General features: G+C 68.2%; 12 protein-coding genes and 8 pseudogenes. 12 read left to right on the top strand and 8 right to left on the bottom strand.

Annotation, left to right across the window (positions count from 1 at the left end):
- Nucleotides 1-6: 6 nt before the first annotated feature.
- Nucleotides 7-954 carry an IS630 family transposase gene (locus AVL59_RS53640; RefSeq protein ID WP_079147415.1) on the bottom strand — a complete coding sequence of 316 codons (948 nt, stop codon included), beginning with the start codon at nucleotides 952-954 and terminating at the stop codon, nucleotides 7-9.
- Between the two features lie 186 nt (nucleotides 955-1,140).
- Between AVL59_RS53640 and AVL59_RS21960 the strand changes: the two genes are divergently transcribed.
- From AVL59_RS21960 to AVL59_RS21945, 5 genes and pseudogenes are all read left to right on the top strand, one after another.
- Complete coding sequence (locus tag AVL59_RS21960) at nucleotides 1,141-1,668, top strand: hypothetical protein (protein WP_308281984.1); 528 nt, start codon at nucleotides 1,141-1,143, stop codon at nucleotides 1,666-1,668.
- 203 nt (nucleotides 1,669-1,871) lie between these two features.
- On the top strand, nucleotides 1,872-6,332 hold the full coding sequence (locus tag AVL59_RS21955; RefSeq protein ID WP_237281900.1) for an aKG-HExxH-type peptide beta-hydroxylase: 4,461 nt from the start codon (nucleotides 1,872-1,874) through the stop codon (nucleotides 6,330-6,332).
- Nucleotides 6,333-6,478: 146 nt separating this feature from the next.
- Nucleotides 6,479-6,568: pseudogene (locus AVL59_RS56520) on the top strand (IS5/IS1182 family transposase); the annotation flags it as partial.
- Nucleotides 6,569-6,768: 200 nt separating this feature from the next.
- Nucleotides 6,769-7,272 (top strand): annotated as a pseudogene (locus AVL59_RS21950) (IS701 family transposase); the annotation flags it as partial.
- Between the two features lie 166 nt (nucleotides 7,273-7,438).
- Entirely contained in the window at nucleotides 7,439-7,936 is a 498-nt protein-coding gene (locus tag AVL59_RS21945; RefSeq protein WP_067307076.1) for a hypothetical protein, read from the top strand.
- Nucleotides 7,937-7,944: 8 nt separating this feature from the next.
- On the opposite strand, the pseudogene AVL59_RS21935 reads toward AVL59_RS21945, so the two are convergent.
- A pseudogene (locus AVL59_RS21935) lies at nucleotides 7,945-9,514 on the bottom strand (ISL3 family transposase).
- 138 nt (nucleotides 9,515-9,652) lie between these two features.
- Here AVL59_RS21935 and AVL59_RS21930 point away from each other — a divergent pair.
- Nucleotides 9,653-10,348, top strand: a pseudogene (locus tag AVL59_RS21930) (IS701 family transposase); the annotation flags it as partial.
- A gap of 151 nt (nucleotides 10,349-10,499) precedes the next feature.
- On the opposite strand, the pseudogene AVL59_RS48790 reads toward AVL59_RS21930, so the two are convergent.
- Together AVL59_RS48790 and AVL59_RS21920 are read right to left on the bottom strand one after the other, a co-directional pair.
- Nucleotides 10,500-10,969, bottom strand: a pseudogene (locus tag AVL59_RS48790) (IS701 family transposase); the annotation flags it as partial.
- 559 nt (nucleotides 10,970-11,528) lie between these two features.
- Nucleotides 11,529-12,434, bottom strand: coding sequence for a LysR family transcriptional regulator (locus AVL59_RS21920; RefSeq protein ID WP_067307066.1), 906 nt, complete (start codon nucleotides 12,432-12,434; stop codon nucleotides 11,529-11,531).
- Nucleotides 12,435-12,569: 135 nt separating this feature from the next.
- Here AVL59_RS21920 and AVL59_RS54615 point away from each other — a divergent pair.
- Nucleotides 12,570-12,695: pseudogene (locus AVL59_RS54615) on the top strand (3'(2'),5'-bisphosphate nucleotidase CysQ); the annotation flags it as partial.
- A 47-nt stretch (nucleotides 12,696-12,742) separates the two neighbouring features.
- On the opposite strand, the pseudogene AVL59_RS54610 reads toward AVL59_RS54615, so the two are convergent.
- Both AVL59_RS54610 and AVL59_RS21910 read right to left on the bottom strand, forming a co-directional pair.
- A pseudogene (locus tag AVL59_RS54610) lies at nucleotides 12,743-12,793 on the bottom strand (hypothetical protein); the annotation flags it as partial.
- A gap of 249 nt (nucleotides 12,794-13,042) precedes the next feature.
- The gene (locus tag AVL59_RS21910) at nucleotides 13,043-14,041 is read right to left on the bottom strand and encodes an NADP-dependent oxidoreductase (RefSeq protein ID WP_067307063.1); all 999 of its coding nucleotides are present in this window, start codon (nucleotides 14,039-14,041) and stop codon (nucleotides 13,043-13,045) included.
- Between the two features lie 122 nt (nucleotides 14,042-14,163).
- Here AVL59_RS21910 and AVL59_RS21905 point away from each other — a divergent pair, with 122 nt between their 5' ends.
- Both AVL59_RS21905 and AVL59_RS52340 read left to right on the top strand, forming a co-directional pair.
- Complete coding sequence (locus AVL59_RS21905; protein WP_067307060.1) at nucleotides 14,164-15,039, top strand: LysR family transcriptional regulator; 876 nt, start codon at nucleotides 14,164-14,166, stop codon at nucleotides 15,037-15,039.
- A gap of 174 nt (nucleotides 15,040-15,213) precedes the next feature.
- Nucleotides 15,214-15,507 (top strand): hypothetical protein, encoded by a 294-nt coding sequence (locus AVL59_RS52340; RefSeq protein WP_159399993.1) that lies wholly within the window; start codon nucleotides 15,214-15,216, stop codon nucleotides 15,505-15,507.
- Here the strand turns inward: AVL59_RS52340 and AVL59_RS21900 are convergent.
- Nucleotides 15,497-16,243 carry a TetR/AcrR family transcriptional regulator gene (locus tag AVL59_RS21900; RefSeq protein WP_067307056.1) on the bottom strand — a complete coding sequence of 249 codons (747 nt, stop codon included), beginning with the start codon at nucleotides 16,241-16,243 and terminating at the stop codon, nucleotides 15,497-15,499. The genes AVL59_RS52340 and AVL59_RS21900 overlap by 11 nt on opposite strands.
- Nucleotides 16,244-16,354: 111 nt before the next feature.
- On the opposite strand from AVL59_RS21900, the gene AVL59_RS21895 reads away from it, so the two are divergent.
- A complete protein-coding gene (locus tag AVL59_RS21895) occupies nucleotides 16,355-17,488 on the top strand; it encodes an FAD-dependent oxidoreductase (RefSeq protein WP_067307053.1) in 1,134 nt (377 codons plus the stop codon).
- Nucleotides 17,485-18,363, top strand: a complete 879-nt coding sequence (locus AVL59_RS21890) for an acyl-CoA thioesterase (protein ID WP_079146870.1) — start codon at nucleotides 17,485-17,487, stop codon at nucleotides 18,361-18,363. Before AVL59_RS21895 ends, AVL59_RS21890 begins: the two co-directional genes overlap by 4 nt.
- Before the next feature lie 352 nt (nucleotides 18,364-18,715).
- Here the strand turns inward: AVL59_RS21890 and AVL59_RS21885 are convergent.
- A pseudogene (locus AVL59_RS21885) lies at nucleotides 18,716-19,009 on the bottom strand (LysR family transcriptional regulator); the annotation flags it as partial.
- 112 nt (nucleotides 19,010-19,121) lie between these two features.
- Between AVL59_RS21885 and AVL59_RS21880 the strand changes: the two are divergent.
- Nucleotides 19,122-19,940 (top strand): 3'(2'),5'-bisphosphate nucleotidase CysQ, encoded by an 819-nt coding sequence (locus tag AVL59_RS21880; protein ID WP_067307047.1) that lies wholly within the window; start codon nucleotides 19,122-19,124, stop codon nucleotides 19,938-19,940.
- Nucleotides 19,941-19,972 lie beyond the last annotated feature (32 nt).

Below are 19,972 nucleotides of genomic sequence, written 5' to 3'. Positions count from 1 at the left end.
GATTCCTCAAACGGAGTACACGTATCGGCGGCGTAGGACGCGGGTTGAAGGTGCGGGTCTTCCCCATACCCAGGGCCGGGATCGGGTATTGAGCTGGGCTGTTGCCAGGCGGGTGGCTTGGTCGATCTCGGGTGGTCCGGCGAAGGACTGGCCCGCGAGGGCAGCCTTGCGGAAGATGCGCCACCAGCCTTCCTGGAGGTTGAGCCAGCAGGCGCCGACAGGGATGAAGACGTGCCGGATTCTGGGATGGTCTTCCAGCCAGGTGCGGGTGGACAGGCTGTTGTGCGAGGACAGGTTGTCGGTGACCACGTAGATGTCTCCAGCCGGATTGGCTGCCTCGACCCTTTGAAAAAACTGCTGGTAGAAGGCGCTGTTTCGGGAGGAGGCGGTCATGGTGACTTCGTGTCCGTCGCGTACCCGGAGGGCGCCGTAGACCCAGGTCTTCTCCGGCCCGCGGCCGTAGTCGACCTCGGACTTGATGCGGTGACCGTCCGGCGACCAGCCCGGCGTCGGCGGGAAGGTACGGGGGATCACCGGTCCGAGCTCGTCGGCGCAGACGACCGTCGCGCCTTCGGGCGGGCAGGTGTAGAGCTCGATGATCCGTGTCAGGATCCGGCGGACCTGGCTGCGGCCGATCTCGATGCCCATCCGTCCGGCTTCGGCGGCCAGTGCGTCGAGGGTCCATTCCGGCGGCCCGGACTCATCCGCCGCGGCCAGCTCGCCGTCGGCCTGCACGGTCAGCCGACCTGGCGGCGGCTGCTTGACCAGGCCGATGACTCTTGAGCCTTCTGTTTCGGTGATCCGTCGCTTCCGGCCCTGTCCACCCAGGTCCTCCAGCCCGTCCAGGCTCAAGCGGTTGAAGCGGTGCAGCCACCGGCGAACTGTCCTGGGATTCCACCTCAACTCGTCCGCGATGGCAGGCACTCGCTGCCCGGACCAGCTCAGCTCGACCATCCGTGCCCGCAGCACCAGATCGTCAGGCCGGCGTGTGGGTCCATTCCCCCTGCCTGCCACAAGACCCGCCCATGACCTGCCAGTCCGGGGCCAGAGCACAAGAAATTCTCAGCAGCCATCCATAGTGAGGACGGCTCGCCGGGAAACGCATAGTGGTTCCATCGCGACTTATAGTGAACTGACGCCGTGGGCGTTACCGTCGTCTTGAACGCCTGCGGCATGGGGGAGGACAGGTTGCTCGACGAAGTGCTGTTGGCTCTGGCGTCGTCCGGTGGTGGTGCCGTGGTCACGGCGGCAGGGACGGACGCGTGGAGCGGGTTGCGGCAGGCTGTGGCGCGCTGGTTCGGCCGAAGCGAACCGGAACGCGAACAGCGTGAACTCGAAAGGCTGGACCGTACCGCCGAGGCCTTGCAGACGGGCAGCCCAGACACCTTGGAACAGACCCGTGTCCTCCTGCGGACCGAGTGGCAGACCCGGTTCGCGATGGCATTGGAAGACCTGGATGGTGAGGCACGCGACCGGGCTGTCGAGCAGTTGCGTGCCCTGCTCCCCGCGCCCACGGCGCCGTCCGGCGTCAGCACCGGGGACGGCGGCCTCGCTGTGGACGGCAGTGTGAATATCCGTGCGCATGGCCCCGGGTCGTTCGCGGCTGGTGTGGTGAACGGGGAGGTGCGGACAGGTATCCCTCCCCAGCCGGATCCGGCTCAGGGCTGACCGGACCGGCTCAAGCAGGCCCACCCCCCACCTCATCGTCCTCGACTTCCGCCGGACCGCGGAACGCCACCGTGCAATCCACCGGGGGTGGCCTCGCCGCAGGCACCGTGACTGGCCCTGTCCATGTAGAGAACGCCTTCTACGGCACGGCGTTCGGCCCTGCGGAGGCGGCAGCCTTCCCTTCCTCGAGTGCGCCCTTGGCCGTGCCGCAACGCAGGGTGCGGTCGGACCGGCTGCGTGGACGCGACCGGCTCGTGGCCGAGGTGGTCCGCGCGATGTCACGACGGGCCAGTGGTGACGCAGGGGAACCCGGGGTGTGGTTGTTGACGGGTATGGGTGGCTCGGGCAAGACGGCGGTAGCCCTGGAGGCTGCCCATCGGCTGACGGCCGCGGTGACCCATACGTGGTGGGTGTCCGGGCAGGACGGTGAAAGCCTGTCCGGGGCGCTGCGGGCGGTCGCGTTCGCGGCGGGCGCCGCCCCGAGCGACTTCTATGGTGCGCACCCGGCGGACGTGCTGTGGAGGCATCTGGAGGCTCTCACCGTCCCATGGCTGGTAGTCCTCGACAACATCGATGAACCGGCCGTGCTGGCCGCCGCGCCCTCCCGCACCGCCGAGGGCACCGGGTGGCTGCGTGAGCCCGCACATCCACGGGGGACGGTGCTCGTCACCAGCCGTGAGTCGCGCCCCGAACGCTGGGGGCACTGGGTGCGCATAGAGAGCGTCGACCCCCTCTCCAGCAAGGACGGCGCGCTGGTCCTGCGTGACCTGGCCTGGCGGGCGGCAGACCCGGCACAGGCCGAGCAACTCGCCGACGACCTCGGTGGCCTCCCGCTCGCGCTCGACCTGGCGGGCTCCTACCTGGCACGCGCTCTGGACGACCCCTGGCCGTCGCCACAGATGCCCGCGACCTTCGGCGCGTACCGCCGCAGCCTCGACACGAACCTCGCCGAGATGACGTCCGATGCGGACCTCGACCTGGGACCGGCGGACCGTCTCCGCCGGGCGATCCCGAGCACCTATGAACTCTCCCTCGATCTGCTGCACCGCCAAGGCGTCGATCTGGCACGCCCGTTGCTGAGGCTGCTGTCCGCCTTCGGGCCGGCTCCCATCCCCTACCAGGAACTCCTCGATGCGGAACTCCTCGCAGCGAGCGAGCTGTTCCCGCGCGCCACGCTGCCTCGCCTGAAGCAGGCGCTGGGTGGCCTCGCGGGATTGAAACTGATCACCATCGAGCCGACGGCCGGCGCTTCGGAGGACTCGGACGCGGGCGCGCCGACGCTCACCATTCATCCGATGGTCCGGGCGGCCAGCCGCGACAACGCCGACTTCACCGCACACGCGCCGACCATGCTCCGTCTCGTCACGGCACTTCTGCAACGGTTCACCGCGCCTTTGGAGGCGGGCAACCCCGCGCACTGGCCGCGATGGGGGTCGATCGCCGCGCACGCCACCGCCGCCCCTCTGCTGTTGTCGGCCGCCGAGAGCGACGGCGTAGCCGACGCAGACCTGGTCCTGGCAGCCACCGAGCCCGCCCTGAATGCCGCCCGCTCCCACGTATACGCAGGGATGTTCACCGAGGCCACCAGCGAACTGAAGGCAATCGACAAGGTCAGGGCGCGCCTGCTCGGCAAGAAGAGTCCTGACACCGTCGTCGTCGGACTGAACCTCGCCTGGGCCCTGCGCGACGGCGGATACCTCAATGAGTCGGACCGGCTCTACCTGCGGCTGGCCGACGCGGCCGAGAGCCTGGAGCCTGGTCACCGGCATCGGCAGTCGGTCCGCGCCGGCTGGGCCCGTACGCTGGCACAACTGGGGCAGTACGAGGCCGCAGAGGTGCAGCTGACCGAGGCTCTCGCCCTGCGCCTGCGCGACCCGCAGACGAACCAGCGGCGTGTTCTGCATCTCCGCGCCGACCTGGCACGGCTCGCACACAGCCAGGGCCGTCACGAGGAGGCGGTTGGCCAACTGCGCGAGGTGCGCCTCCAGATCATGGAACTGGCCCGGCCCGGAGACCCCGACGTGCTCGGCGTCGGCCTCAGCCTCGTAGGGGCCCTGCGCGACGCGGGACGGTCCGAGGAAGCCGAGGCGCTGGCGGAGGACGTCGTGGCGGAGCACCGTCGATTCCTCGCGCCCGACCACCCCGACCTGCTCCTCGCCCGCCACGAGCAGGCCCGCATCCTGCGCGACCACGCCCAAGGCCGTGAGTCATTGGAGTGGGTGAGAGACGAATTCAGCGACGTCTGGCGGACCAGTGAGCGCCGGCTCGGCAAGGATCACCCGAACACCATCGCCGCCAGGCACGAACTTGCGACCGCATGGCATCTGCTCGGTCACCCCCGCTGTGCTGCCGAGCACTTCCAGGCGGCGATGGATGCGGGCACCCAGCGACTCGGGGAACACCATCCCAATGTCGTGCTCTGTGCCCGCAACCTCGCCAGAGTGCGAGCCGAACTGGGTGAGACAGCCGTCGATTCAGAGGTAGGAGCAGCCGCCATGGACAACTCGTGGCAGATTCAGGAACCGCTTCGGTCAAAATCGCCGGACCCGACCAGTCTCACGTCCGCTGCGGCCCCGTCCGCCGAGCACGACCATGTGGACGCCTCCGCCTTGGCACGGTGGCTGGACCGTTTCGTTCGCGCGGACCGGACTGTCGCCGGCGTTGACGGCGGTGGCGGTGGGGGCTACTCCTCAGGGAGTTACGGCATGTCGTCGGAACCCGTCAGCGGCAGGTTCTGGACATACCGGCCACCTTCCCGGGAAGATGCCGAACCGGATCTCTTCGAACGCGAAGTGCACCCGGTCAGGCTCGGCAACGCCGCAGTCCACGCCTTGGCAACGGGCGACGAGGACCGCCCCCTGATCCGACGACTCCGCGACCAGCAGTTGGCCGCACGCGTGCTGTGGCTGCGTGAACTGGTGGGTCGGGCCGAGACGGTCATGGCCGGGCATCCGGGCATGCTGCCGGCGGTAGGGGAAGTACGGGCCCTTCTGGTACGGGCAGACCGCGCCGATTCCCGGGTGGTCGCCGAGGTGCTGCTGGATCCGTCCGTGGGACGGTGGATGAGCCGGACGCTGCGCGCCCTCAACGACCGGCTGGTCAACCTGCCCTCCGACGATCTGGCCCACCTGCAGTGCGTCGCGGCCGCGGCCGCCGTCCGGGCCGGACTCGCCTTCGACCTCTGGCTCCCGCTGCGGGACGGCTTCGCCCTGCTGCCCACTGTCGGCGCCGCCGACCTGCGCGCGGGGCAGGGCAGCGAGGCACTTCTGCACGTACGGGAGTGGGACACATACATCGCACGCGGCACCAGGCACGTACCGCTGCACGGCTGCGACCACAGCGTTCCACGCCTGTGGCATCCGGTTCATCGTGTACAGACAGCCCCCGAGGCCGGCCGCTTCGACTTCGTCCTGGACGACCTCGACCCCTACCGAGTGCCGGGGGCTCTGTTACCTCCGTCCCCGAGCCACCCGGCCGAGGCAGCAACCTGGGAAAGCCTGATCCACGACGCGGGAAGCCTTTTGAGCCGCATCACGCTCCAGCGGGCCGACGCACTCGGTGGTGCCCTCACCGCGCTCACCCCTCGGCCCAAGGAGCCAGGTGGCGTGGTGAGTTCCGTGTCGTCGAGCGACGCGTTCGGAGGCATCGTGGTCAGCGAACCGCCCGACGGCGTGGAACTCGCCGCATCTCTCGTGCACGAGTTCCAGCACCTGAAGCTGCACGCTCTGCTGGACTCCGTTCCGCTCCACGACGAGAGCGATGAACCGAGCGGCGAGGCCTTCTACGCCCCGTGGCGTGACGAGCCTCGCCCCCTGCCTGGCCTGTTCCAGGGAGTATTCGCCTTTTTCGGGGTCGTCGACTACTGGCGGAGGCTCACGCTGACCGCCGAGGGAGACACACTGCGACGAGCCCAGTTCCAACTGGTCCACTGGCGGACCCAGACCCTGGAGGCGTACGCGGCTCTCTGCTCGTCCCCGCGCCTGACCGGGACAGGACGTGACTTCGTACGACTCATGGGTGACACCACCGCGGCCTGGACCGAACACCCGGCTGTCCCCGAGGACGTGCTGGTTCTCGCCGAGGAAGCGGTCGTCGCCCACCGCACCCGCTGGCGACTGCACCATCTGCGCCCGGATGCCCCCGCGGTGGCGGAACTCGCCGATGCGTGGACCTCCGGAACACGCCACGCATCCCCGTGGTCCATGCCCCTGGCTCTGTGCCCGGACCCTGCCGCGCCTCCTTCCAACGCCTACGCGGCGCTGCTGTGCCGGGTCGCGACCGCCCCGGCAGGGCCGGGCTTGCAGATCAACGAGGTCGACCCTTCAGACTTCGCCCGTCTCCTCGGCTCGCCGGACGAAGCGTGCCGCCTGGCCGTCGAACAGGTCACCGGAGGGTCTGAGCCGCACGAGACCTGGGTCCGACTGGGGCTCGCCCTGCGCAGGCAGCGTGCCCCCCAGTCCGCGGAGAACCTCGGCACCGACGCGGCGGCCCTTGCACTGACGCATCGACCGGAACTGATCCGGGCCGTCCATGGCCAGGTCGCCGAGCTGACCGGCGCCGCGCCGGACCCTGTCGCGCTGGCCACGTGGATAGGAGCCAAGGCCAGTGTGCCCGACTTCCCCGACCTACCGAAGATGGACGCGGCCTTCACGTTCCGCACGTAGTGGAACAGGGGATGCGGTCGCTTGGGGCGTGCAGAAGAACAACATGCGGATGAGCGGCACCCTGACCTTCGAGGTGAAGTTTCAAAACCCACAAGTTGAGCGCAGCTTCCGAGCCCTTTCCCAGGCACGCGACACGCCTCCACGCACTACCCGCCCTCTACAAGGCCGCCGCCGAAGGCCTGCCCACCTTCGCGGACAAGTGCTGCATCGGCGCCGGCATCGGAATCCACACCCCCCGTCCGGCGGCCTCGCGGCCGGTGCGAGCAGGCCCTCCACGTCGACACCCGCATACGAAACACCCCGCCTGAGCCGCCCTCGTCCTCGATCACCAAGGGAAGTGATCTTCCTTCAGAAAGCCTCACTGGCCAGCCCGTTCTTCCTAGTACTGCAACGGTGGTCGTCGTGACTGGTGGCCAGGTTGGCCGTTGGTGTGGTTGTGGGTGGGGACCTTGCTGATGTCAGGTTGTGGGCCGGTGAACTGACCGCTCTGCACGAGCGGTTCGTGCACCGGTTCAACCGGACGGAGCCGCGTGAGTCGGCGCTGGCCTATATGCGCGGGCTGATCGCTCCGTTGGGGCGGAAGAACGGCTGGACGCTGGCCGAGCAGGCCGGACATGCAGGCCCGGACCGCATCCACCGGATGCTGAACCGGATCGAGTGGGAAGCCGATGAAGTACTCGATGACGTGCGCGACTACGTCGCCGAGCACCTCGGAGACCCCGAGGCCGTCCTGATCGTGGACGACACCGGCTTCCTGAAGAAGGGACTGCGGTCGGCCGGAGTCCAGCGGCAGTACTCCGGCACCGCCGGGCGGACGGAGAACTGCCAGATCGGCGTCTTCCTCGCCTACGCGACTCCGCGTGGACGGACGCTGATCGACCGACGGTTGTATCTGCCCACGTCCTGGATGGAGGACCGCGAGCGGTGTGGCTTCGTAGGTGAGAACTGGTTCTGGTCCAACTTCTGTGGAGCGCCCACGCTCTGTAACCTTCTGGGACTGTGTGGCCCTTCGTGGCATCGGGCGGGAGCCGGGACGCTAAGCGGCGAGGACACCCTCGCACGGGATGTGCCCACTCGTTGACAGGCCCGTTTGGCATCATGCCCGCATGGACTTCGACCTCGCCCCACCGTCCGGCGTTGGCCCATTGCGGATCGGTATGACTCGGCACAGGGCCAACACGGCGCTGGACTCGCTCCGCGATCTTTCCGCAGTATCGGAGTCCGACCGGTCTGGTCAGCACGTTTTCCGTCCCAGCGGACTGATGATCAGCATCCACTGCGTGCGCGACATGCTCGAAGCCATCGAACTGGGGAGACCGTCGACCGCGACGGACCGAGTGCTCTTCCAGGGTGTGGACGTGTTCGCGCTTCCGGCCCGAGAGGTCGTCCGGCGCGTAGGTGAGTTCACCTCCATCCAGGAAGATCCCGACGACGCTGCTTCATTCATCGCGCAGGACTTGCTGCTGAGCTTCTGGCGCCCGTTCGCCGCCGACGGCGAGCCAGAGGAAGAGCAGGGCTACTACTTCAATTCAGTCCTGGTGGCACAGCCTGGCTACTACGACACCCCTGCTCAGGCCGCGGAGCGACTCCCGCAGAGCTCGTGACGGGCTAGTCAGGAGGCCAACAGGACTCGCTTCCGCAGCAGGCCAAAGCCGGCCCGGCCGTACATTTGGCGCTTGATCATTTTGATCCGGTTGACGTGGCCTTCGACGACGCCGGAGTTCCAGGGCAGCGTCAGGCCAGCGGTGACGGCGGCGAGATCCCGTTCGAGGCCGTTGACGAAGGCGTGGAGGCTAGGCAGGTCGTCGGCGCGGACCGCCTTGATCCACTGCGGGAGCTGGTCACCCTGGAGTTGGGTGAGCATCTTCCCGAACGCGCGGACGTGCCCGGTGAGGGCATCCAGTTCGGGGCAGCCGGAGAGGACGGATTTCAGCTTCAGGCGCTCGCTCTCCGGCAGTGTGTCGGGGTGAGTCAGGATCCATCCGGCGACCGTGCGTGGGGACGGTGGACGGGCTGCCGGTGCCGTCGGGGATGTGCGAAACGGCTGGAGGTGGGCGCGGACGGCTCCATAGCCGCCGGTATAGCCATGCGCCTTGATCTCTTCCCAGAGGGTCCAGGCGTTCGTGCAGGTACGGCTTGAAGTCGTCGAGCTTGGTCCTGCGGTTCTGCCACTGCCCCTGGAACAGGTCTTCCGGCCTCGCGGCGTCCGCCATCCGCTGGACGGTTCGGTAGGTCATGCCGAGTTGGCGCTGGACCGAGCGTCGGCTGTGGCCGGCGGCCAGCAGCGCGTGAACGGTGGCGTGCTTGGCGCGGGTGCGGTCGGCGAACCGGTGCCCGGTGGGCCATGGCGACCCGCTCTCGGCCGGTGCCGGAGCCTTCTCCGGCACCGAATCGGCGAAGGTCGCGCGGAGGCACGGGCGGTGGCGGGAGACGCACCGCTCGGCCGCTTCGCCGAGGTTGCGCCACAGGTGGAAACGGTCGGCGACCTGGACCGCGGTGGGTGCCCCGATGTTGGCGCCCTCGGCGAAGAACGGGGCGCGGTCGCGACAGACGACCTCGATTCCCGGGTGCTCGGTCAGCCAGGCCGCGAGCGTGCCCGCCTCGCGATCCGGCAACAAGTCCACCGGTCTGCGGGTCTCAACGTCGACCAACACGGTCCCGTAGACACGCCCCTTGCGCATCGCGTACTCATCGACGCCGACCACGCGTGGGATCCGCGGTTGAGGTTCCGGGAGAGCGTCGACCAGTCGCAGGACCGTATTTCGGCTGGCCCTCGCCCCGAGGACGTCCGCCAGCCGGGCACCGGCGCGACCGGCCAACGCGAGGCCGACCTCGGCCAGCACCGATCGCATTCGTTCGGTCCGCTGGCTGTACCGGCGGGTCAGACCTGCGACCTGCTCGACGAACGTCCGCCGCCCGCAGGAGACGTCTTCGCACGTGAAGCGCCGGACACGAAGCCGCAGCACCACCCGCCGTCCTGCAACGGGGAGGTCGGCGGGGAACCGCAGGTAGGACCCGTGCACCCGCCCCGACCAGCTCCCGCAGCCGGGGCACCGAGCCCCGGCGGTCCGACATCTGACACCGACTTGGATCACCTCGCGGTCGTCCTGCACCGACACCACCCTGATCTCCGGCGCCGCCAGGAAGAGCAGCTCTTCCAGCCGGAGCAGTACCTCGCGCACAGCCCAGAACCATCAGGCCAACGAGGTCGGCACCGGCAGTTTCCAGACGATCTCGCGGGACGTACCAGCAGGATCAACGGTCACCGGGAGTAGGCACACCACAGAAGTTGGACCAGAACCAGGACTCACTGATAAAGCCAGCGGTGCCGCCGGGCCGGCATTGGTGACGAAGTCGGCTTCGAGACGAAGGTGGCCATGGCGAAGGCGATGGTCCGCCGCGCGATCGCGGACCGGACCCCGTTCCGGTGGGTGACCACGGATGCCGCCTACGGCTTTTCCAAGGGCTGGCGTTTCGAGCTGGAGCAGGCCGATGTCTTCCACGTCATGGCCACCACCCGGCACGACACCGTCGTGACCCGCTGGGCGATCGATCACCCCGTCCACGACCTGTTCAACGGCCTGCCTCGGCAGAAGTGGAAGCGCCGATCGTGCGGCACCGGGGCTCACGGCCGGCGGATCTACGACTGGGCTCGCATCGAGGTCCGGCCCTGGCACCGGCCCGATCGCCGCCACTGGGTGATCGCCCGCCGCAGCGTCAGCCGGCCCGGGGAGGTTTCCTCCTACATCGCCTACTGCCCCGCCGAAACCACGCTTGATGGCCTGATCCGCATCGCGGGCAGCAGGTGGGCCATCGAGGAATGCTTCCAGAGCGCGAAGCAGGAGTGCGGCCTGGACGACTACCAGGTCCGACGCTACCCCGGCTGGCACCGCCACATGACCCTGGCCATGGCCGCCCACGCCTGCCTGACCGTCCTGCGAGCCCGCAAACTGGACACCGACAAAGCAGAAACGGACCCTCCCAACTCATCCACCTCAGCCTCGCCGAGATCAGACGGCTGCTCACCCGCCTCACCGACCGGCGGCCCGTCACTGTCGACCACATCCCGCACTGGTCACACTGGCGTCGACGACGCCAACACCAAGCCCGCATCAGCCACTACAAGCGACGCGGGCACAGTCCATGAAGCTGCCCAACAATCAGCACAAACACCGTTGCAGTACTAAACCCTGCGGCCCGGCAGCGGTCCGGGTCGCACGTCCAGGAGTGCGGGATGTGCAGTTCCCGGTCCATCGCCGCGTGTCCGCGCTCGCCGGCGTAGACGAGGTAGACGGCGACCTGGGAGTTCTCGATCCGCCCGGCGGTGCCGGTGTACTGGCGCTGGACCCAGACCGTGCGAGTCCCCTCTTCACGTCGCCGGTCTCGTCGACTACCAGCACCGTGGCCTCGTCGTGAAAGCGCTCGACGACGTATGCGCGCACGTCGCCACGGACAGCATCGGCGTCCCAGAAGGCTCGGCACAGCAGGTGCTGCATTCCGTGCGGGCCGGCCTCCCCAGCCCACTCGGCGATCGTCCAGCAGTTCTTGCGCGGCAGGCCCGACAGCAGGCACAGCACCAACCGCTCGGCCCGCAAACGGGGTTCGACCCGCGCGAACCGGGCCGCGATACGGCCCATGACCACCTCGAACGCGCCTCCCGCCAACGGGCGGGATCTATGCTGTGACCTGCGGCCACCGTCCCTTCGTCAGTCCACACAACTCACGATGATCAACGGTGGCCGGGTCGTCCAAGCTGGTGGACGGTCCAGCCCGTCGGCTGTTTGCTGTCATACCGACTGCTGCCCGAAATCCGGGGTGTTCACGAGTACAGCTGACCAGCAGCGCAACAGGTCAGTTGGTGATCCTTTCCCAGTGCCAACGTGATCGTTTCCCACCTCGTCAGCGGAGCGAGTACGGTCACCGCATGGTGGCTCGGCAACAGCGGCTCCAGCACGGCCCATTGCTCGTCCGTCAGATCTCCACGCGTCACGAACCAAGATCACCTCACGACCAAGATCCACTTTTGACCTCTGCCGCAGCGCCGCGAGTGCGGCCGGCACCCAAGTCCAACTGTGCTGCTCAAGTAGCAACTCAATTGCTCAGCCACAAGAGCAAGAGCCATGGGATCAGAAACACGTACCAGGCCCGACCGCGCCGTACGCTGAGCTTCACGGCGTGCTGACCGGACGTCGTCGGCTACGACGCTCCGCACACGGCCACCGTGCTTCGCGCCAGCCCGCGCAGCCAGGCGTGGGCCTGATCGGTGTCGTAGCGCTGATGCCACGACAGGTATATCGGTGCCGACGGCAGTTCGAGCGGCAGGGGGAGCACGGCCAGGCCTAGGTCGGCGACCGCGGAGCGCGTGGTGGCTTCGGGGACGCTGATCAGGAGATCGGAGCCGCGCGCGAACTCCAACGCGGCCGCTTCGGTGGGTGCGGCCGCCACCACACGGCGGGTGAGGCCGAGCCTTGCGAGGGCGTCATCGAGGGCGTTGCTGAGGCTTCCGCGCCGTGAGACGGTGACGTGCTCAGCGGCGGCGTACTGCTCTGCGGTGACGGTTTTGACGCGAGTGAGGGGGTGCCCCTGCCTCACGACGATGACGAGGCGGGACTCGGCCACTTTCTCGGCACGAATGTCCGGTGCGCTCGGACGATTGGCGTTCGCTTCCAGGTCGACCTCCCCACGCCGCAACTCGGGGGTGTCGATGCTCGATTCCGCGACGAAGCGCAGTCGCACACCCGGAGCCTGACCGCGCACCGCCGCGAGCAGCGCGGGACCGCTCAGAGCGATGAGGGAATCGTGCCAGCGGAGTGTGAAGGTGCGCTCCAGCGTTGCCAGATCGAGTTCACGGCTCGGTGCCAGCACCCCCTGGACCTGGTGCAGCAGCTCGTGCACCTGTTCCCGGACGGCGATCGCATACGGCGTCGGGGTCATCGTGCGGCCGGTGCGCACCAGGATCTGATCCCCGGTCGTGCGCCGAATCCGGCCCAGACTCCGGCTCATCGCGGGGGCGGTGACATGCAGGCGCGCCGCCGCCCCGGCCACACTGCCCTCCTCCAGCAGCGCGTCGAGCGCCGCGAGCAGGTTCAAATCCAATTGCATGCGAGTAATCCTAGGCATGCCTGACATGCATTTGAAGTAAATGGGCTGCATACCGTTGAGGCGAAAGCGCAAGAAGTAACGCGCAGTTCGGCCCTCGACCGGCCTCAGCACCCCTCCTCAGACGGGAGTACCACCATGTCCGAAACGCTTCAGACCACTGACGTCGCCGCCCTCAACGCCGACCTGCTCGCCCAGACCGCGATCGCCGTGCGTGAGGCGGGTTCGGCGCTGCGCGAGCGCTTCGGCGAGGTGGTCCGCCACCCACCGTCGGACCGGCGCAGGCCGAATGTGTAGACCCCGGTCGAGATCATCTGGATGCTCTCGCCGATGTTCCTCGTCCGCACCAGATAGGCCCGCACCTCAGCGGTGGCATCGTCCGTCGTCGTGACCACGACATTGCCTAGGTGGCGCCCTTCCGCTCTGGGCCGAGTGCCCGTCACGGATGAAGTCGAGCGCCGCCGCGCGCCCGGCGACCGGGACGAGCACTCCCTGTCCGGGCATCGTGGAGGTTCAGGTGGTGTCTTCGGTCAGGACCGCTTCCAGCTCGGGCACATTCAGCTCGTCCAGGGCGTGGGCGTGGTGCGCCACCGCCTGCTGGAGTTCGGCGATCACGAGACCACCGTCAGCACGATCTTGCCTTGGAGGTGGCCCCGCGCGGCTCGCGTGTGTGCGCTGCCCGCCTCGGGCAGCGGGTAGGTGCTGTCCACCCCGACCTGGAGCTTGCCCTCGTCGAACAGGCGCCCGATCTCGGCGAGCTGGGAGCCGTTGGAACGCACCTGAATGTTCGAGACCGTGATGCCCAGACTCGCCGTCTCTTCCGGGTCGTACTGGGCGAAGAACACCGGAAGCATGGTGCCGCCGCGCTTGAGCACGGCCAGGAAGCGTGAGCTGTCCGGGCCACCGACGGTGTCGACCACCAGGTCGACACCGCTGACCGCGTCCGCGGCCCGCGTCCTGGTGTAGTCGATGAACTCATCGGCGCCGAGCTTGCGCAGGAACTCCTCGTGCCGGCCCGAGGCCACCGCGATGACGTGTGCCCCCTTCCATTTCGCCAGCTGCACCGCGAAGTGGCCCACTCCACCGGCGGCCCCGTTGACCAGCACGGTCATCCCTGGCGTGATCGGCACCGGCTGGTGCACCTGGCCGGTGAAAGGAGACGGTACGTCGTGGCCGAGATCAACCAGGTACTGCCAGGCCGTAAGCACCGCCATCGGCGCCCCAGCCGCCTGCACGTGGTCGATACCGGCCGGCTTGTGAGCCAGGTCCGAAGCCGGCGCGGCCACGTACTCGGCGTACGTCCGGCCGTCGAATCCGGGGAACCGCAGCATGCCGAAGACCTCGTCACCGACGGCGAACCCCAGCACGTCCGGAGCGACCGCCTGGACCACACCCGACATGTCCGCTCCGGGGATCAGAGGGAACTCCAGGGCCGGCCTCATCTCGGCCGGCACGACCTTCATCCCCTCACGCAGGTACCAGTCCGGCGGGTTGATGCCCGCCGCGTGCACCCGGACGAGCACCTCGCCCGGGCCGATCTCGGGAACCGGCACCTCGTCATACTGCAAAACTTCCGGCCCGCCCGCTTCGTGGAACTGGATCGCCTTCATCGCGCCTGTCGCTTTCTTGGGGAAACGTTGCTCCTTCAGTCAAGTCCCAGGACGGTATGGCCGTCCAAGACCGTTTCGGCAACCTAGTCATTCCGAAACGGCATGACGCGTACGCTGCCAGGGTGAACGATCTCGGACAGGACCTGGAACTGCGGCTGGTGCGCTACTTCACCGTGGTGGCGGCGCATCAGCACTTCGGCCGGGCCGCCGCCGACTTGCACGTGGCCCAGCCGGCGCTGAGCCGCCAGATCCAACGGCTCGAAAAGTATCTCGGCACACGACTACTGGACCGCATACCCCAGGGCACCCGGCTCACTCCGGCAGGCCAGAGGTTCCTCCCCCAGGCCCAAACCCTGCTGCAGGCCGCCCGCCAGGCCGAACTGGCCGTGCGTGAACAAGCCGAGATTGAACGAATCGCCATCGGCTACGTTGAAGACCTGGTGATCACTGCCGCCGTACGGGAACTGCGCCGCCGTCACCCGGACGCCGAGATCACCACCCGGTACCTGAGCTGCCGCGACGTCGGGGCGCTGTCCGACAAGCGCGTCGACGCCCTGATCGCGCGGGCCCCGCTGCCGCTCGCCGCCGACGACGTCTTCACCACCCCTCTGTACGAGGAGCCCCGGATGCTCGTGGTCCCGCGCGGCCATCCCTTGGCCGACCGCCCGTCGGTGACCGCGGAAGAACTGGCTGGCGAGGAGGCGGCGCCGTGCCCGTTCGAGACCGCGGACTGGACTTCCTACCGGATCCTCGGGGCCGACGTGCCGCCGGTCGAGAGCTATGAGGACAAGCTCGAACTCGTCGCGAGTGGCAGGGCGATCGCCGTGCTGCCGGTCGGCGATCGGCGTAGCTCACTGCGCCCCAACCTCGTCACCGTCCCGATCGAGGGCGCTCCTTCCAGCCAGGTCGTCCTGGTCAGCCGCAAGGGCGACCCGAATCCGATGATCAGGAATCTCCGGCTGGCGGCCAAGGCCGTCCTGACCGCTCCGGCAGCCTGACCGGGCTCGCCTTCTCCTACAGCAAGGCGATGCGCGAGGGCAGGAGGTGCGCATCCTGCGCAAGGACCTGGCCCACCTGGTGCCGTGGATGCCGTCGCTGGAGCAGACCGTCGCCGACATCGCCTAGGACGCCCCGCACTGGGACTTCACGGTTTCCAGCCCAGGGCCGATGGCATGGTCATCGCCAAGGTGGCGCTGTCGACGGAGTGGCCCCCTTGGTCGAAGAAGCAGGCCCGCGCCGCCCGGCTGGTCTGCGCGGTGTGCGACTACGACCGGCGCCAGTTCAAGGACGAGACCCGGATGCCGTTCGACATCCGGCTGCCCGAGCGGCCCAAGGTCCGGCGGCTGGTATGCGGTGCTGCAACGACGGCGTGGACGAGATGGAGCGCCTGGCCTCGCTCGCCGGAACGTCGTCGTGACGCCCGTCGATCCGGGATTTCCTGCAATCCGCCCTGGTCTACCTGTTGACTGAACTACCGGGAAAGTTGGGGAGGTTGGCCTCCCATCCGTCGAGGAGTCGTTCGAGTCCCAGTTCGAACCCGCGCTCGGCCCTGTCGGCCGCGTGGGGAAGCTCGGCATCACGAATGACCCGGGCGAGGAGTGGGTGGCGCCCGCTCTTGACGACTTTGTCGAGGTAGGGCGCATGGGCGTCCATCCATTCCTGGATGCCCACTCCGGAGCGTCGGACGGCTTCCTGTTGGGCGAGCTCGCCGGTGGCGTAGCCGCGGACGAAGGCCTGCAGCGTGTCGACGACGGTGATCATGACGTCGATATCGAAGCCGAGGGGATCGAGGGCGGCGAGTGCGTGTTCGATGGCGTCGAGGGAGTTCGGTCCAAGTGATGGGCGCCCTGCCGCAAGGGAGGTCATCCAGGGATGCCGGTGGAAGGCGGCCCGGGAACGATGGGCCAGGCCTCGCAGGTCGCTGCGCCAGTCGCCGGTGGGGGCAGGTTGGCCGCCGTCTTCGGCCGCTACGGCGTCGAGCATGAGGTCGAGCAGGTCGTCTTTGGACGCCAGGTAGCGGTAGAGCGAGGCTGTGCCCGTTCCCAGTTCCTTGGCGACGCGCCGCATGGACAGTGCCTCGATGCCCTCGGCGTCGGCGATCGCGATAGCAGCGCTGGTGATCTCCGCCCGCGTGCGTGACGGCGCGGGGCCTTTCGCGGCCCGCTCCGGCCGGTTCCAGATCACCGTGTGAGCGTCGTCCATCGGTTTCCCTCCTCGCTACTGCGTCCACTGTTCGCAGTAGTGCTATCGTGGCGCCGGTACTGCGAACACCGTATCGCAGTAGAGCGGTGCCCAAGCGAAAGGGAAACCACCATGACCACTCCCGTCACGATCGTCGGCGCCGGGCTCGGCGGCCTGACCCTCGCACGGGTCCTGCACCTGCACGGCATCCCCGCGACCATCTACGAAGCCGAGATATCGGCGGACGCCCGCACGCAGGGCGGTCAGCTCGACATCCACGAGTACAACGGGCAGCTCGCCCTCGAAGCGGCCGGCCTCACCGACGAGTTCCGCGCGATCATCCACGAAGGCGGCGAGGCCCTGCGCGTGCTCGACCAGCACGGCGCGGTACTGCTCGACCAGCCCGACGACGGCACAGGCGGTCGCCCTGAGGTGCTCCGCGGAGACCTGCGTCGGATTCTGATCAACTCGCTGCCCGACGAGATGATCCAGTGGGGACACAAGGTCACCAGTGTCCGCCCCCTCGGAGGCGGTAGGCACGAGCTGACCTTCGCCGACGGGCCAACCGTGACGACCGGCCTCCTCGTCGGCGCGGACGGCGCCTGGTCGAGGATCCGGCCGCTGCTCTCCGACGCGAAGCCCGAGTACGTCGGCACGTCGTTCATCGAGACCTACCTGTACGACGCCGACCAGCGGCACCCCGCAGCGGCCAAGGCCGCCGGCGACGGTTCCCTGTTCGCCGTCACAGCCGGCAAGGGGATCCTTGGCCATCGAGAGGCCGGCGCCGTTCTTCACACCTACGTCGCGCTCAACAAACCTCAGGACTGGATCGCCGCCATTGTCGCCAGTCCCGAAACGGCGGCGGCCCAGGTCGCGGCAGAATTCACCGGATGGGCGCCTGAACTCACCGCACTCATCACTGACGGGGAAACCGCCCTCGCCCCGCGCCCGATCAGCGCCCTGCCGATCGGCCACCGCTGGGACCGCGTTCCCGGAGTGACGCTGCTGGGCGACGCCGCCCACCTCATGTCACCGTTCGCCGGGGAGGGCGCCAACCTCGCCATGTTCGACGGCGCCGAACTCGGCAAAGCCATCGCCGCACATCCCGACGACGTCGAAGCCGCCCTTGCGGAGTACGAGCAGGCCCTTTTTCCCCGTAGTGCCCAGTTCGCCGCCGAATCCGACAAGAATCACCAGCTGATCTTCGGCGACAACGCCCCCGCCAGCCTGCTCGACCTGCTCATCGGCCTGGAGTCGACCGAGTGATCGACGAACAGTCCAACGCCGCGCTACTGGCCGAGGACGACTTCCCTGACCACCGGCAGGTGGTGCAACGGTTCGGCGACCTCGCACCGGACGGCACGACAAGCACGGTGGCATTGTCGCGTCTGTTCGAGCATCCCCGGGTTGGCCTGCGCTTCTCGCGCTTCGAAAGGCTCACGGCTGACGGCGGGTTCAAGCCGTACCAGATCCTGTTTGTCGGCCAGCATGTTGAACGGCAGGCGGCGTTCGGCAAGGTCGGCGCAACCGTCCGGATCGGCACCGGTATCCGCGCGATCGGACGGTCCTCGTACACCTACGGTCAAGGCATGTTCATCGACGGGCACCTCGTCGCCACGGCTGAGGCCACCATCGTCCTCGCCGACAAGTCCGGGCCGATCACCTTGCCGGACGAACTGCGCGCCGACCTTGAGGAGCTGCAACTGCCTCAAACCAGTGCAGCAATCGCGTCGAAACCCGACCCGCGTCGCCGCGAGCGGCAGTACTACCCGGCCGCTGCCACCGTCCACAGCCGCGTCGGGGACGTCGACCTCAACCGGCACGTCAACTACATCGCCCAACTGGGCTGGTACGACGAGGCGATCGCGTCCTATGCACACCGTCTGCTGGGAGACGACGCTGCCAGGAAGCTCCCCCGATACCTCCCTTGGCGCTACCGCGTGACCTACCTCGGCGAAGTCCTTCACCCTCGCTCCTACGACATCGGGATCGCCGTCAGCGGACACGACGAGCACACCGTGCACTACGAACTGGGACTGTTCGACGGCGGACAGTGCCTGGGGACCGCGGACGCCGCCGCACCACGCGGCAAGCTTTCCGCCACCGCACTCGCCTGGTCCCGCCAATGGACAGGCTCGTGAATTCGCCGCCGCTGATGACCGGTACGCGCTCACCGTTCCAGAACACAAGTCGATCAAGCCGCAGGCAAGAGAGATCGTCGCCGGCCAGACGAACGCGCTGCTTGAGGGGGGTGTTCTCCGCGGTGATCCGCTGGATCGCGAACGCGTTACCGAGGGCGCCATCGCCAAGGCCGTCGACGACCAGATGGACTCCAGCGCCGGCTCTCATTTGGCCGGACTGGCGGCCCCGAGCGGTGAACTCGTGCGTGACTTCGTCGATCTCCAGGAACAGCGTCGGTCGACTGGTTCCGGAGGCAGTTGATGATCAGCAGAGGTGCGGATGTCGATGCCAAATGACGGCATCGTCGTGTACCAGATCGAGTTCACGGCTCGGTGCCAGCACTCCCTGGACCTGGTGCAGCAGCTCGTGCACCTGTTCCCGGACGGCGATCGCATACGGCGTCGGGGTCATCGTGCGGCCGGTGCGCACCAGGACCTGATCCCCGGTCGTGCGCCGAATCCGGCCCAGACTCCGGCTCATCGCGGGGGCGGTGACATGCAGGCGCGCGGCCGCCCCGGCCACACTGCCCTCCTCCAGCAGCGCGTCGAGCGCGGCGAGCAGATTCAAATCCAATTGCGTACGAGTAATCCTAGCCGTTCCTGACATGCATTTGATGTTAATGACGGGGCTGCATACCGTTGAGGCGAAAGCGCAAGAAGTAACGCGCAGTTCGGCCCTCGACCGGCCTCAGCACCCCTCCTCAGACGGGAGTACCACCATGTCCGAAACGCTTCAGACCACTGACGTCGCCGCCTCCGACGCCGACCTGCTCGCCCAGACCGCGATCGCCGTGCGTGAGGCGGGTTCGGCGCTGCGCCAGCGCTTCGGCGAGGTGGTCCGCTACCAGACCCGCGAAGAGCTGATGCGTGCGCTCGCCGCCAACGACGACACGGCTCTCGACATCCTGCGCCCCCGCCTCACGAGCCTGCGCCCGGACGCCGCCTGGGTGGAGGACGAGCTGGACGGCGGGGCGCTGCCGCCCGGCGAATGGTGGGTCGTGGATCCGGCCGAAGGCAACGTCAACCACCTGCACGCCCTGCCCGAGTGGGCGGTGACCGCCACCCTCGTGCGCGACAACCAGCCCGCGCTCACCGTGGTCCACATGCCGTTGACCGGCGAGACCTACACCGCGCTCACCGGCGCGGGCGCCCAGCTCGACGGCCGGCCGCTGCACGTCTCCCCCGCTGCGGACCTCGGCCTGAGCATCGTGGCCACCAGTCAGGCCCGGCCGGACGAGGACGCGAAGGTCGTGCGGCGCGTCGGTTCCTCGATCACCGCGATGCTCTTCGACGCGCTCGTCGTCCGTACTTCCGTGCCCGCGACCCTGCACCTGGTGAACGTGGCCGCCGGCCGGATCGACGCCTTCTGGCAGTTCGCCGGCGCCCGCGCGGACCTGCTTCCCGGGGCGCTGCTCGTCACCGAGGCCGGCGGACGGATCTCCGACGCCGAGGGCCGCCCCTGGACCCCCCAGAGCGAGAGCTTCCTGGCTACCGCGCCCGGTATCCACGCCGAGGCCGTATCCACGCTCTCGCGCTGATCGCACACCACAACCCGCACCTACAGAAGGAC

It is taken from the genome of Streptomyces griseochromogenes (assembly GCF_001542625.1).
GTDB classification, from domain to species: Bacteria; Actinomycetota; Actinomycetes; order Streptomycetales; family Streptomycetaceae; genus Streptomyces; species Streptomyces griseochromogenes.
The sequence above is the reverse complement of the archived record's forward strand: the minus strand, read 5'-3'. Positions and strand labels throughout refer to the sequence as shown.

Excerpts from the sequence above, each read along its gene's own strand:
- AVL59_RS53640 (WP_079147415.1), bottom strand. The coding sequence starts at position 954 with ATGGTCGAGCTGAGCTGGTCCGGGCAGCGAGTGCCTGCCATCGCGGAC.
- AVL59_RS21945 (WP_067307076.1), top strand. The coding sequence starts at position 7,439 with ATGGACTTCGACCTCGCCCCACCGTCCGGCGTTGGCCCATTGCGGATC.
- AVL59_RS21920 (WP_067307066.1), bottom strand. The coding sequence starts at position 12,434 with ATGCAATTGGATTTGAACCTGCTCGCGGCGCTCGACGCGCTGCTGGAG.
- AVL59_RS21910 (WP_067307063.1), bottom strand. The coding sequence starts at position 14,041 with ATGAAGGCGATCCAGTTCCACGAAGCGGGCGGGCCGGAAGTTTTGCAG.
- AVL59_RS52340 (WP_159399993.1), top strand. The coding sequence starts at position 15,214 with ATGGTCATCGCCAAGGTGGCGCTGTCGACGGAGTGGCCCCCTTGGTCG.
- AVL59_RS21900 (WP_067307056.1), bottom strand. The coding sequence starts at position 16,243 with ATGGACGACGCTCACACGGTGATCTGGAACCGGCCGGAGCGGGCCGCG.
- AVL59_RS21895 (WP_067307053.1), top strand. The coding sequence starts at position 16,355 with ATGACCACTCCCGTCACGATCGTCGGCGCCGGGCTCGGCGGCCTGACC.
- AVL59_RS21880 (WP_067307047.1), top strand. The coding sequence starts at position 19,122 with ATGTCCGAAACGCTTCAGACCACTGACGTCGCCGCCTCCGACGCCGAC.